This is a genomic window from Thiorhodococcus drewsii AZ1, assembly GCF_000224065.1.
GTDB lineage: Bacteria > Pseudomonadota > Gammaproteobacteria > Chromatiales > Chromatiaceae > Imhoffiella > Imhoffiella drewsii.
Genome location: NZ_AFWT01000002.1, coordinates 1 through 12,877 on the forward strand (window position 1 = coordinate 1; position 12,877 = coordinate 12,877).

At 62.1% G+C, this 12,877-nt stretch carries 12 protein-coding genes; 2 read left to right on the plus strand and 10 right to left on the minus strand.

All coding sequences use genetic code 11. The features are described from left to right. Both THIDRDRAFT_RS01305 and THIDRDRAFT_RS01310 read right to left on the minus strand, forming a co-directional pair. Window positions 1–1,021, minus strand: a 1,021-nt coding sequence (locus THIDRDRAFT_RS01305; RefSeq protein WP_007038976.1) for a TIGR02677 family protein, incomplete at its 3' end; no start/stop codon positions are given. A 235-nt stretch (window positions 1,022–1,256) separates the two neighbouring features. Beyond that, window positions 1,257–1,988, minus strand: a complete 732-nt coding sequence (locus THIDRDRAFT_RS01310) for a phosphoadenylyl-sulfate reductase (RefSeq protein ID WP_007038977.1) — start codon at window positions 1,986–1,988, stop codon at window positions 1,257–1,259. Here THIDRDRAFT_RS01310 and THIDRDRAFT_RS26105 point away from each other — a divergent pair. After that, complete coding sequence (locus THIDRDRAFT_RS26105) at window positions 1,987–2,166, plus strand: hypothetical protein (RefSeq protein WP_040843611.1); 180 nt, start codon at window positions 1,987–1,989, stop codon at window positions 2,164–2,166. The two genes, THIDRDRAFT_RS01310 and THIDRDRAFT_RS26105, sit on opposite strands and share 2 nt — an antisense overlap. 385 nt (window positions 2,167–2,551) lie before the next feature. Here the strand turns inward: THIDRDRAFT_RS26105 and THIDRDRAFT_RS01320 are convergent, their stop codons facing one another. From THIDRDRAFT_RS01320 to torT, 4 genes are read right to left on the minus strand one after another with little or no spacing between them, the layout of a single operon-like run. After that, complete coding sequence (locus THIDRDRAFT_RS01320) at window positions 2,552–3,628, minus strand: GGDEF domain-containing response regulator (protein ID WP_245535757.1); 1,077 nt, start codon at window positions 3,626–3,628, stop codon at window positions 2,552–2,554. Next, window positions 3,615–4,031, minus strand: coding sequence for a response regulator (locus tag THIDRDRAFT_RS01325; RefSeq protein WP_216725602.1), 417 nt, complete (start codon window positions 4,029–4,031; stop codon window positions 3,615–3,617). The genes THIDRDRAFT_RS01320 and THIDRDRAFT_RS01325 overlap by 14 nt, the downstream gene beginning before the upstream one ends. Further along, window positions 4,028–6,337: a sensor histidine kinase gene (locus tag THIDRDRAFT_RS23470; RefSeq protein WP_007038980.1), complete on the minus strand. Its 2,310-nt coding sequence runs from the start codon at window positions 6,335–6,337 to the stop codon at window positions 4,028–4,030. Before THIDRDRAFT_RS23470 ends, THIDRDRAFT_RS01325 begins: the two co-directional genes overlap by 4 nt. Further along, on the minus strand, window positions 6,334–7,470 hold the full coding sequence (gene torT, locus THIDRDRAFT_RS01335) for a TMAO reductase system periplasmic protein TorT (protein ID WP_007038981.1): 1,137 nt from the start codon (window positions 7,468–7,470) through the stop codon (window positions 6,334–6,336). The genes THIDRDRAFT_RS23470 and torT overlap by 4 nt, the downstream gene beginning before the upstream one ends. A 231-nt stretch (window positions 7,471–7,701) precedes the next feature. Between torT and THIDRDRAFT_RS01340 the strand changes: the two genes are divergently transcribed. Then, window positions 7,702–8,493 carry an SDR family NAD(P)-dependent oxidoreductase gene (locus THIDRDRAFT_RS01340; protein ID WP_007038982.1) on the plus strand — a complete coding sequence of 264 codons (792 nt, stop codon included), beginning with the start codon at window positions 7,702–7,704 and terminating at the stop codon, window positions 8,491–8,493. Window positions 8,494–8,595: 102 nt separating this feature from the next. Here the strand turns inward: THIDRDRAFT_RS01340 and THIDRDRAFT_RS01345 are convergent, their stop codons facing one another. The 4 genes from THIDRDRAFT_RS01345 to THIDRDRAFT_RS01360 all read right to left on the minus strand — a co-directional run bounded on the left by THIDRDRAFT_RS01345 (window position 8,596) and on the right by THIDRDRAFT_RS01360 (window position 12,728). Further along, on the minus strand, window positions 8,596–9,150 hold the full coding sequence (locus tag THIDRDRAFT_RS01345; RefSeq protein ID WP_007038983.1) for a DUF8082 domain-containing protein: 555 nt from the start codon (window positions 9,148–9,150) through the stop codon (window positions 8,596–8,598). Between the two features lie 6 nt (window positions 9,151–9,156). Then, a complete protein-coding gene (locus THIDRDRAFT_RS01350; protein ID WP_007038984.1) occupies window positions 9,157–10,248 on the minus strand; it encodes a HAMP domain-containing protein in 1,092 nt (363 codons plus the stop codon). A gap of 109 nt (window positions 10,249–10,357) precedes the next feature. Then, window positions 10,358–11,116 (minus strand): substrate-binding periplasmic protein, encoded by a 759-nt coding sequence (locus THIDRDRAFT_RS01355; RefSeq protein ID WP_007038985.1) that lies wholly within the window; start codon window positions 11,114–11,116, stop codon window positions 10,358–10,360. An 82-nt stretch (window positions 11,117–11,198) separates the two neighbouring features. Next, complete coding sequence (locus tag THIDRDRAFT_RS01360; protein WP_007038986.1) at window positions 11,199–12,728, minus strand: methyl-accepting chemotaxis protein; 1,530 nt, start codon at window positions 12,726–12,728, stop codon at window positions 11,199–11,201. Between the last annotated feature and the right edge of the window lie 149 nt (window positions 12,729–12,877).

A 12,877-nucleotide genomic window follows, 5' to 3' on the forward strand; every position in this document is an offset into this window, starting at 1 on the left:
CGGCCCAGGGGCGCGACGGCGGCACCGGCTCCTCGGCGCGCGCCTGCAGGCTGTCGTCGTCGATGCCCAGATGGCGCGCCGGGGTCAGCCCGAAGGCGGCGCGCCGGAGCCGATGGGCCTCGGCATCGGTCTCGCAATCCATGAACCAGGCGGCCAGGGTGCGGTAGTCGGCGGAGCGGTCGCTGCGCCCGAGCCGGCGCTCGTTGAGCTGGACCACGGCGTCGACCAGATCGGAGATGGCCCGCCGCGCCCGCGAGCGCAGCAGCTCGGCCTGGGAGGGGCGGTCCGACGAGCCGATGAACCAGGCCTCGAGCCCGGACCAGCGGGCCTGCCATTCGTCGAGCATTCTGGCCCGGGCCAGGGCCGGGTCGAGCGGAGTGGGCTCGGCGCCGTCCAGACCGGACGCCGGGGCCAGGTCCGCGGCGTCGCGCTCGGCGATCCGCTCCAGCAGAGGCCGGAAGGCCGGATGCCCCTGGATGTCCTGGATCAGCCCGGCGATCTCGGCGGAGCGGGTCACCAGGTCGCCGATGAAGCGGCGCAGATAGTCGAGCAGACGATCCTTGTAGTCGATGAAGGCCGCGCGCTCGGCCCGACGCAAATCCAGACCACGGGCCAGCCCGGCCATGAAGTCGCGTGCGTTATCGGCGAGATCGGCAAAGACCCGGGTGATGTCGCGCAGCAGCAGATGCGCCTTGGCGCCATCCAGGCCGCCCTCGCCGTCCTGGGCGTCGAGCAGGGTCCGCAGAGCGCGCAGTTGACTGGCGATGTCGGCCAGGGCCACCGACTGGAGCGCGCCATGGTGCCCGAGCATGCGCTCGTAGGTCGCCAGGGCAGCCTGGGCGGCCTCGCCCTCGCGGGTGATCTGGTAGAGATAGCGGGCGCGGTAGAAGTCCTCGACCGTGGTGACCCGGCTGGTGTCGGGCTCGGCCTGGAGGTTGCCCCATTCGACCAGCTGGCCGAGCGCCGCCTGGACGGCGTCGAGATCGAGTTGCCGACCGTCACGCCTGACGTGCTCGAGCACGTCTTCCGGGCCAGATGGACCAGGAAGTGTTCCTTGGCCTCGGAGAAGACCCGCATCAGGGTGCGGTAGAGGTCCGTCTAGTCGGCGGTCAGATAGTTGAAGCTGGTGTCGGGCATCCGTTGGCGGAATCAATCACGGCAGGTTCTGCCCCGGACCGTTACATCGGCGAAAACGGCGGTCCAGCGACTGAACAGCCCGAGCGTCCAGGACAGCGGTCGTTCCTGGTGGATGCGGCTCACTCATGCAGTCCGCACTCCCGCTTGAGCCCGAAGAACCGCGTCTCTTCCGCCAGCATGCCGGGCTCCAGCGGTCGGGTTGTATGCACATCTCCAACCGAGACATAGCCCTTGTCCCATAAGGGGTGGTAAGGCAGATTGTGCCGTTTGAGGTAGCGATAGACATCCCGGTCACGCCAGTCGACGATGGGATGGACCTTGAAACGGCCATCCTTGCTCGCCAGCACAGGCACCTCCTGACGGCTGCTGGATTGGTCCCGGCGCAGCCCGGCGAACCAGCTCCCGACCTCCAGATCTTCCAGCGCCTGACGCATGGGCTCGACTTTGTTCATACGGTTGTAGTGCTTGATCCCATCCAGCCCACGCTCCCAGAGCCGGCCGTGCCGCGCCTCAAGCCAGGCGGAGGACAAGGGGGCGCGGTAGACGTGCAGATTGAGATCCAGTCGCTCGGTCAGCTCGTCGACGAAGCGGTAGGTCTCAGGGAAGAGATAGCCAGTGTCGATGAAAACGACGGGAATGCGCGGCGCGATGCGGGTGAGCAGGTGCAGCATGACGGCCGCCTGAACGCCGAAGCTGGAGGAAAGGACGTGGCTGCCTGGAAGCCGATCCAGCGCCCAGGCGACGCGGTCCTCCGCACTCAGTGCGTTCAGGTGCCGATTGGCCGATTCGATGCAGTCCGCTTGGTGCTCGACTCCGGGTGCTGACCAACCGGATTGCAATGTTTCACTCATGGAAGTCTCTCGCTGGATCGATGACGAGCCGGACGATGCCGGCACGAATGACAAAGTCGCCGAATCGCTCATTGGGCACGCGCTCTGCGGCGTAGCGGCCGAGAAGCACATCGAGCGATGGCGTCTCCCGGACCGCCGCGAGCGCTCGTCGATCGGTTTCAATTGCGAGAAAGTATGAGGCGACCTATAGGTCGCGTGAAATGACTTAATTTTCTTCTTTATAACTTTAAGATATATAGAGCTGCGCCAGCTCCGCGCCTTCTGCGCCTGTCCACGGTAAAGGTTGGGGAGCTGATCTTCGTTGCCGAGCGGTCCCCGCAGACCGACCGCAATCTGAAACCGACAATGGCGTACAGGAAAGACCCAGGCTTTTCACACGTAGGGCGCAATAGCGCAGCGTATTGCGCCGCGCCAGGCCATACAAACGGGGTTTGGCGTCAAATCACGCTTCGTAGCATCAAGCACGCGCGGATCGATCGGATAGGGAGGTGATCCGTCTCCATCCGGCGGAATACGCTATCGCTATTCCGCCCTACGGCTCTTGGGTATGAGTAAACGCGACCTCAGTCGGCCTCGACCCGATTGCGCCCGCCCTCCTTGGCTCGATACAGGGCAGCGTCCGCCCGGGCGAGCAGGCTTTCGATACTGTCGCCCTCGCGATAGGCGCTGACCCCAAAGCTCGCACCGCAGCAGTCGATGACCGGGAAACGGTGGTCCGCGATCGCGACACGCTGCTTTTCGGCCAGGAGGATGGCTCCGTCAAGACGGGTTTCGGGGCAGATGATGAGGAACTCCTCACCGCCCCAACGCCCGGCCCTGTCGGTGTCACGAACGGTAAGGCGCAAGATGTCGGCAAGTTCGACCAGGACACGATCGCCCATCAGGTGTCCATGGTTATCGTTGACCCGTTTGAAGCGATCAATATCCAGAAGCACGACGGAAAACGGTGTGCCATAGCGGTTGGCCCGTGACAGCTCGTGGTCAAGCTCCTCGTCCAGCTTCAGACGATTGTAGAGACCGGTGAGGCGGTCCGTGACTGACAGACATTCAAGCTCGCGATTCTTCTCCGCCAGCTGTTGCGTGCGCTCGGCAACCTTAAGCTCCAGTTCCTCGTTGAGCCGACGCAGCTGTTCGTTCTGACGCTCCAGTTCGCGCTCCTGGTCGTAGGCGGTCAGCGCACCACGTAGCGTCAGCAGCACGTCCTCGTTTTGCCAGGGCTTCTCGATGAAGCGATAGAGATCGGCCTCGTTGATCGCCCGTTTCACTCCGCCGATGTCACTCTGCCCGGTGAGCAGGATCTTCTTGGTCCGAGGCAATCGCCGATGGATGCGCACCAGCAATTCGTCGCCACGCATCTGGGGCATGATGTAGTCGGCGACGACCACCTTCAGCTCGACCCCGTCACTCAGCAGCTCGTCCACCACCTCCAGCGCCTCGGAGGCGAGTTCGGCGACCTCGATGACCTGGACCTCCTTCAGGTGCTGCTCCAGCAGCGTGCGCAGCGCGTTGATGACCATCGGCTCGTCATCGACACAGAGAATCGCGCTCTGGGTCATGCGTCTCGCCTCGACTCGGCGACGCACCGGCTCGATATCGGAGCCCTCGACCTCGGCGAGCGCGCGCCCATCATGACCGGACACGCGTCCACAAGGCGTCGAGGCCGACGTCGATCGAGGCAATCAGCACTTCCGTGCTCCAGGGCTTGACGATGAATTCATGCAGGTTGGCTTGGGTACGCACGCGCAAAACCGCCTCCTCGTCGGCCTGGCCCGAGAGCATAATCTTGATGACCTGGGGAAAGCGACGATGCACCTCGGCGAGAAACTCGTCGCCCTTCATTCCGGGCATGCGCCAATCCGAGATGATCACCAACGGGATATAGCCATCGCCGGACAGCTCGTCGAGGATCTCCAGCTCCTCCTCCGCGCTCTCCGCAATCTCGATCAGGTGGCGGTCGCCATAGACGCGTCTCAGTTGGTCCCGCAGGGCACTGAGCACCATCATCTCGTCGTCCACGCATAGCAGGATCCCCTGCTCCATCATATGGGCTCCGGATAGGGTAGATAGACCTTGAAGGTCGTGCCGACACCCACCTCGCTCTCCAGCTCGAGGCGTCCGTCGTGCTTGGCGATAATCTTTTTGACGATATCGAGCCCCAGTCCGCAGCCCTCGCCCGCCCGCTTGGTGGTGAAGAAGGGCTCGAAGATGCGCTCGCGAATCTCTGAGGGTATCCCATCGCCGGTATCGGCGACGGTGACCACGGCGGTGCCGTTCTCGGCGGCGAGATCGATCTGGAGCGTGCCATGAGAATGCATCGCCTGCAAGGCATTGTGTATGAGGTTGGTCCACACTTGGCAGAGTTCGTCCGGATAGCAGGACAGAGGCGGGATCTCGGCATGGCGGAACACCAGCTCGGTGTTCTGTTTGATCTGGTTGTGATAGAGGGTGAGCACGGTCTCGATGTTCTGCCGCAGATCGGTCTCTCTGCGCTTCCCGCTCGCGTCGTGCCGCGAAAAGGACTTGAGCGCCACGATGATCTTCGCGGCACGCTCGACGGCATGGTTGATGTTGGCGGTATTGGTGGCGATCGCCGCCACACTGTAGGCGGTCTCTAGGATGAAGTCGCAGTGGGAATGGCGAATCAAGGGCAGATAGGAGTCCGGTGAATCCTGAACCCCGAGCTGCACCAGGATATCGGCAATCCGGCGCGCACCCGCCACGCCCTGCCCCTCAAGCCCCCCGGCCAGCGCACGGGTCAGTCGACGCGCCTCGCGGCTGGAGAGGATGCCCGTTTGAGCCCGCGCGCGCGCCAACAGATCGAGGAATAGAGACTCTTCCTCCGGCGTGAGTAGGCGGAAGAGTTCGGGCAGATTGCCCAACGCCTGCTCCAAGGAATGAGCGATGTTGCTACCGCTGGACTTGACCGCGCCCAGCGGGGTGTTGATCTCGTGGGCAACCCCGGCGATCAGATGTCCGAGGGCCGCCATCTTCTCGGACTGGATGAGCTGCGCCTGGGCCGATTGCAACTCGGTCAAGGCACGCTCCGCCCGCTGAGTCGCATCGAGGAGGCGTTGCTCGGTCTCCTTGATATGGCTGATATCCATATGGGTTCCAGCCACCCGGACAGGACGGCCCTGCGAATCGCACGTCACGACCTTGCCCCGTGCCAAGATCCACAGATAGCGACCGTCCTTGGTGCGGACCCGGTACTGGGTCTCGTAATGCGGCTCTTCAGCGACCAGATAGCGCTGGAGCCGCTGAAGGGTCGGATCGAGGTCGTCGGGATGAATCAGCGACGTCCACACGTCGAGCCTGGAATCGGCCGCATCGAACTCGAAGCCGAGCAAGCTCGCCCAGCGCTCGTCGATGCTGTAGCGATCACTAGGAATTTCCCAGTCGAACGAGCCCAGACGCCCCCCTTCGAGGCTCAGCTCCAGCTTCTCGTTAGCCAGGCGCAGCTGGCGGGTACGTGCCTCGACCTTTTGCTCAAGCGTCGCGTTCAAGGCATTGATCGACTGGAGGAGCTTGGCACTGACCTCGATGTTCTTGTTGAGTGCGCGGGCCATGTCGCCGAACTCGTCGCCGCCCGTCAGCGCGATGGGCGCGATACGATCTTCTTGACGCTGAAGAAAGGCGAAGAATTGTTCCAACCCCTGGTGGAGAGCGTACAGAGGCGTGAGCACGAAGCGATAGACGAGCAAAAAGACGCATCCGGCGAGCAACAGCGCGGCGATGACGAAGACCACAAGCTGGAAGTCCACCCGCTGCGCTAGCATGTGCTGGACATCCGCCTTGATCCGATCGATACGAGCGAGCGAGGCGCGCTCCATCGCCTGGATCTCCCCGAGCAAGCGGGCATCGTCGTAGTAGATCGCGATATAGCCGTAATCGACCGCATGCCCGTCGAAAGAACCGGTGAGCCGATCGCGAAACTGCTGATACTCCGCCAGCCCCTGCGGCAACTCGGTACCGACCAGGGATCGTCCGCCCTCCCGATAGGCTGCGACGAAGGTCTGGTCCGTGGTGGCATCGAAGACCTGCACGGCCTTGACGCCATCGAGGGCGAGCAGCTCCGAGATCGGCTGCTCGATGCCCGCATAGTTCATATTGGAGACGAACTCGACCGCCACCTTCGCCGCCATGCTGGCGACGAATTCCAGATAGGCACGCTCGGTCTCGAGACGCCGCTCGCGATGCTGCGCGAGCTGATCCATGATGACCCGGCTCGACTGCGCCTCGAAGGCATCGATCATCGCCCGCTCCGAGTGTATCCACAGGGCATAGAGCAGCCAGAAGCCGAGAACGAGGATCGACACCAACGGGATCAGCAGCTTGTAGGCAAGCTTCATGGCGTCTCTATCTCAGGCACGTCCGGTCGGTAGCTGAAGATCGGCTTGAAGTCGCGCTCGCCGAAGAACCGCTCGAACGGATACTTCTGAATGGTCTCCTCGGTGAGGATCGGGATCTGCGGGCCGGCGCGGAATGGAAAATCCACCCCTGGGCGCTGCCCGTCCAGGATCCGAATCATCATATCCATGGCGATGCGCCCCTGATCGATGTTGAGATCGGCCGCCGCAGCCTTGACCCGTCCAGCCTGGATGTGGGCGTAGACCTGTGGAATCAGGTAGGTCGAGAGGATCCGCACCTCCCCGGATGAGCGCCCGAGCTCGGCCAGAACGCTCGGGGCGACCTGGGCCATCACCGCGTTGCCCACCAGATAGTCGATCTGCGGGTAGAAATGGAAGGCCCGTCGAATCAGGCTGCGCTGGGTTCTCTCGTCGGTGTCGCCCCAAAAAGGCGCCAGCAAACGGAGACCCGGCATTCCCTCCAACTCATCGGTGAATCCGGCCAAACTCTCGGGCGCCCAACCGCTGTTCTTCGGTCCCGGGAAGAAGGCAACCTTCACCGCCCGTTCGCCCACCTCCTCGCGCAGATACTCGCCGATCTTTCCGCCCATTTCGTGGAAAGACACCATCGACTTGGCTTGAACACCCGGCGCCCGAATGTCGTTGACCAAAGCCACCACCGGAATCCCCGCCGCCACCGTCGCGGCCACCTCCGCATCCAGCTTGTCGTAGGCGACCCCGGCCAGAATCACACCATCCACCCCACGATCCCGGAATTGACGCAGCTGCTGGATCTGCACGGCGAGGTTGGGATATCCCCCCGCCTCCAGGAGTTCGAAAGCAACGCCGCCCGAGACCGCTCGCTCGGCGATCCCGAAATCGACCGCACCCCAATAGGGGTCGTTGAGGTGAGGAAAGAGCACGCCAATCCTGTAGGAGCCACGTGCCCGCTCGACGAAGTGCCAGCGCTTCAATACTGGCCCCCTCAGCGAGGCCGCCGGTGTGCCTGGCACCTTGGTGTCCACCAGATACGCGCCATCGTAGGCATTGACCATCACCTCTCGCACCGACGCGGCCCCAGCGAGTGAGAACCCGGCGAGCAAAATGGAGAGCGCCAGCCAATTGAAACGGAACACCCCGTTCTCCCGAATCGTGACGACCTGTTCCGAGCCCGCTCGGGACAGGTTTGATAACGCATCAGTCTAGCTGAACCGCACCAGTCGCACGACCGGATCCCAGATCGGGCCGAGCCTTCGACCATGACTCGACTGAACTAAACCGCCTCTTACCTGCCGCGCCTTATTTTTTGAAATCCGATCACCATTGTTTCAGGCATGCGCGATTGGAAATGCTAAAGAGGGGTGCGTGTGAAGATCGATTTGAGCGGCAAGACGGCACTGGTGACCGGTTCGACAGCCGGCATCGGATTGGCAATCGTGAAGGGGTTGGCGACGACGGGCGCGAGGGTGATCCTCAACGGTCGCAAGGACGCCTCGGTGGCGCAGGCGCTGGCGGACGTCACTGCCTCGGTACAGAACGCAAGCGTCGAGGGATTCGTCGGCGATCTCGGCCAGGCGGAGGGCTGCGAATCGTTGGTCGCGGCCCATCCGAACGTCGACATCCTGGTCAACAACCTGGGCGTCTACGGTCCGCAAGATTTCTTCGAGACACCGGACAGCGAGTGGAGCCGTTTCTTCGAGACCAACGTCATGTCCGGCGTGCGTCTCTCCCGCGCCTATTTACCGGAGATGATCGAGCGGGGATGGGGACGTGTCGTCTTCATCGCCTCGGAGTCGGCGCTCAACATTCCGTCCGACATGATCCACTACGGTTTTTCGAAAACCGCTCAACTCTCCATCGCCCGGGGACTTGCCAAGCGGGTTGCGGGAACCGGCGTCACGGTCAACTCGGTGCTCCCAGGCCCAACCCTGTCCGACGGACTGATCGAAATGCTGAAAGACGCAACCAAGCCGGGCCAGTCGATCGAGGAGACGGCCGCCGAGTTTGTCATGGCCAATCGCCCCTCGTCGATCATCCAGCGGGCGGCAAGCGTCGAGGAGGTCGCCAACATGGTCGTCTATGTTTGCTCGACTCTCTCCTCGGCAACCTCGGGCGCGGCGCTGCGCGTAGACGGCGGCGTGGTCGACAGCATCGTCTGACTTGCAACCCATAATCGGCATGGGTCGATGGGCGTGAACGAAAGCGCCCCCCAACAGCAACGCAACGTTGGGGGGCGTGTTTCACTCCACACCCCATATCGATCAGCCGCTTAACTTAGACAGAACCAGTGTACGGAACTGCGCGGCTTGATCCGGCGAGGGGATTTCGCCGGCCAGGGCGTCGATGGCCGTGTTTAAATCGCTCGCCTGACGGAGATGATCCTCGGACAGAATCTCGGCGATCGGTCCGATGAACTCGACCAAGCACGCGACGAGCACGGACTTCTGAGGCTCCGTCAGCCCGGCCGCAACGGCAGGTGCCTCGCCGCCCTCGCGCCGATCCGATGCGCCTTCCCGAGAAGCCGCCGCCTCAAGTGCCGCCAGGATCGTCTCCGTCGGCGGCAGATCCACACGAGGCAGGCCGGCCGGCCCCTCCTGAAACCGGTATCGACCCGCATGGATCTGCGCCATGCGCTCAAGCGCGGTCGTGCCGACCGTGTTGCTGAAGTAGAGATAGACGATCTTGCCATCCTCGATGGAGACCTGGGCACTGCGGTTCTCGTTCGTCGCGATAAAGAGCGTACCCGTCACCTGCTGCGACACGAGCCGCCGAATCTCCTCGACGATCTTGGCGAAAAGAATGTAGCCATCAGCCATAGTCGTTTACCGCTTACGCAATCGATCGAGCGCCATTTCCAGACTCACGCGCATCCGTTCGATGGCTCGCGCTAAGGCGCCAATTTCATCGCTTCGCTCGGTTTCGCCAACCGTGGTCTTGAAGCTGCCCCGGCTGATTTCATCCGCAGCGGCAGTCAATGCGCGGATCGGCGTACTGAGGCGTCTCGCCAGCAGCAAGGCGACCAGAAGCACGGCGATCAAGGTCGAACTCAGCAAGATCAGGGCATGGCGTTGCGCCTGATCGGCTGCCGCATAGGCCTCGCTGGCATCCTGCTGGACGATGAACTTCCACCCATGTTTCAAAACCTTGGTATAGGCGACGAAGCGTTTGCCTCCTTCCTCGAAGACGAAGGGCGCATCGCCCGGCTGCGAGTGCAGACGCGCGGCCGGATAGTCGCTGAAGTCCTGTAGCTCCGAAGAGATCTCGCCCGCGCCATGCGCGATGAGGCGGTTGTTCTCGTCGAGGAGGATCGCGTAACCCGTCTTGCCGATACGGGTGTTGGTGATCGTGCTGGAGAGATCCTCCAGCGTCATCGCAATCGCGATGACGCCTTGGGTATCGCCCGTATCGGCAAGTATCGGTTTCGCCAGAATGAATGCCGGCTTCTTCGAGGTCTTTCCGAGCAGGACCTGCTGACCGATCGGCGCGCCCTCCATGACCTGTTTGAAGTAGGAGCGGTCGCCGTAAAAGGTCTGCGGCTTGCCATCGCTCCGGCCCAGATTTTTACCGTCGGGCGAAACCGTGAACGCCAGATAGATCCAGTCGTAGGTCTCGGCAACCGTCGCCAGCACCGGATCCTGAAGCCTGGCATCCATGCTGCGAATCGCCGGGGTACGGGCATTCTGGTCGAGCAGGCGTAGATTCGCCGCCGTCCAGTCCTCGACGCTACGGCCCAAGGCATCCGCAGTTTGACTCAGATTTTGCGCAACGATCGCGCTCCATTCCAACCTGGATTCGTGGACGCTGATGTACCAGAGCCCGGTAATGGGAATGGTCGACACGACGACCATGGCGAGGAGTATCTGATAAAAGATGGTAAAGCGAAGGGGTTTACGCTGAGGCTCACGGCCTTCCATGTTGTTCTCCGGGATTCCAGAACAGGGGATCTTTCGATCCTAAAATTTGGATCGACGCGAAGCAACGCGTACCTGTCGATCAATGATTAGGTTTGAACGACAGGGACGACTACTTGGACGCACCCATGTGCGCGTCGAGAATCGCCCCGGCATCGATCTTGGTCAGCCCCTCATCGAGTATCTCGCGCCATTTGGCGCCGGCTGCATTGTTGGCGAAGGCCGCATAGATATCCTTCATCTCCAGAAGGCGATTGTTCATTCTGACCTTCGAAGAAACCGACTTCAGCCGTGGAGTGTTGGCGAGCAGATAGGCCATCACGTTGGAGTCGATGACCGCCGCATTCAGACGACCAGCAGCGACCTTGAGGATGTTCTGCGTATCCGTGCCCACCGCCTCGACCTTGATGCGCCCGGCGGCGACCAGATCATCGAACGCCTTGGTGTTGACGTAATCTTGGACAACCCCGATCCGATAGCGTTCGAGATCCTCGACCTGCTCCCAGGTGATCGGCTTCGATACATTCTCCACCAACCCGAGCGGCCCCTCGCCGAGCGGCTCCGAGAACTGAAAATCCTCGGTCTCGTACTTGTACTCGGGCAGATAGGCAACGTACTTCGAATTCGGCTGCTGCACGAGCTTCACCGCGCGCGACCAGGGATAGAACTCGACGACCAACTCGTGCCCCATCGCCTCCAGGGCAGCCTTGGCGACGGCGATCGCAGCGCCCTGATCGGGCAAGGCCGCGCCCGAGTATGGCGGCCATTCGAGCGAGGCCATATAGACCTTATCGGCCGCGGCCGACTGAAAGACGCCGGCCAGTACCAAGAAGACACTCAATAGCCAGGCATTGCGCGAATGCTGCTTCATGCTTTCCCCCTTAAAGTGAACATATTTTTGATCGGAATGTCCTCTGGCAGCATCAGGATGCCAGACCGACATCCGACCCAGATCAAAATCGGAACTTGGCAAACAGGGACTGCAGCCGGGTGACGCTGGTCGCAAGCGATTCGCCCGAGGCGCTCGTCGAATCCGATAGCACGACGGTCTTCTGATGGACCTGCTGAATGCTGCTGACATTGCGGTCGATCTCGGCGACGGTCGAGCTCTGCTGCTCGGCGGCCGTGGCCACGCTGGTCATCATCTGAATGATCTGCTTGATCGCCTCATCGATCTCGGCGAACGCCTCACCCGCATCCGATGCCAGTTCGACACTTCGGGTCGACTTGAGCTTGCCCTGCGCCATCGTCTCGACCGCCTGATAGGTGCGCTCGCGCAATCCCTCAATGGTCTCCTGTATCTGACGGGTCGAGTCCTGAGTGCGCTGCGACAGGGTGCGCACCTCGTCCGCGACGACCGCGAACCCGCGCCCCTGCTCGCCCGCCCGCGCCGCCTCGATCGCCGCGTTGAGCGCCAACAGATTGGTCTGATCGGCAATGCCTCGGATCACATCCAGGATCCCGGTGATGGCCTCGGTGCTCTGTCTGAGTTCCGAGATCACGCCGGATGCCTCGTCAACGGTCGCGGCCAATTCGCTGTTGGATTCATTCGCCTCCCGGACCAGTTGCAGACCCGTCTCGGCACGCTTCCCGGCCTGCTCTCCCGACTCCGCGACCAACGCGGCGTTGCGCGCCACCTCGTCCGTCGTGGCACTGAACTCGGTGAGCGAGGTGGTCAGCATATAGAGATCTTCCTGCTGTTGGTTCAGCTGAAGATTGAGATCCTGGGTAATCCCCTTGGCCTGATGTGCCGAGCCGTTGAGCCCTTCGATGACCCCGTTTACCTGGGTCACGATGTCCCTGATCGAGGCGATGAATTGATTCAATGCCTGCGCCAGATGGCCAAGTTCATCCCGACGTGGCGACTCGACCCGTTTGGTCAGATCGCCCTCCCCCTCGGCGATGTCGCGCACGCGCAGAAGAATCTGATCGAGCGGCTTGAGCACCAAGCGGGTCAGCGCAAACCCCAGCGACAGGACCAACACCGCGTTGAGCACCAGCATAATGATAAGGTTGCGCACAATCGCATCGTGAACCGCCTGACGCAGAGGCTCCTCGGAAACGAACAGCACGACGGAGCCGATAGGATGATCCTCGCTTCCGTCCGAATAGCTCAATGTCCGCTCCACCTTGGTCGTCCTCGGCAGATCCGGCAAGGCATCGATCGTTTCGACCCCCTTCTCTCCCTGCGTCAGGCCGACCACAAGAGCGCCCTGCTCGTCCAGCACCACGACGCCGAGGATCGCCGGATGACTCATCTCTCCATGCAGGATGTCGTCGACCGTGGTCATAGAAAAATCCCACAGCGGCTTGGGCAAACCGAGCGCCAGACGATTCAGCACCGAGGAGACGTCGTGCTCCTGCCGCACCGTCTCGCTCGCCTTGATACGCATGACATCCCAGACGCCATAGGCCGCCAGCACCAGCGTAACAACGAGGATGAGGGCCAGGTTCAGGGTCGTTTTCAAACCGCTCTTGATCATCGAAAAGGCACCGAGGTCGTTTGAGAGAAACAAGACGAGATCGCGACAACGAAACCGCGCATGAATACGAGGCCGAAGGTCCAGCCTGGATTGGGGCAGACTGCAATTGACATCGCCAAGGCACGCCAACGGCGGGTCGCGACCAAATC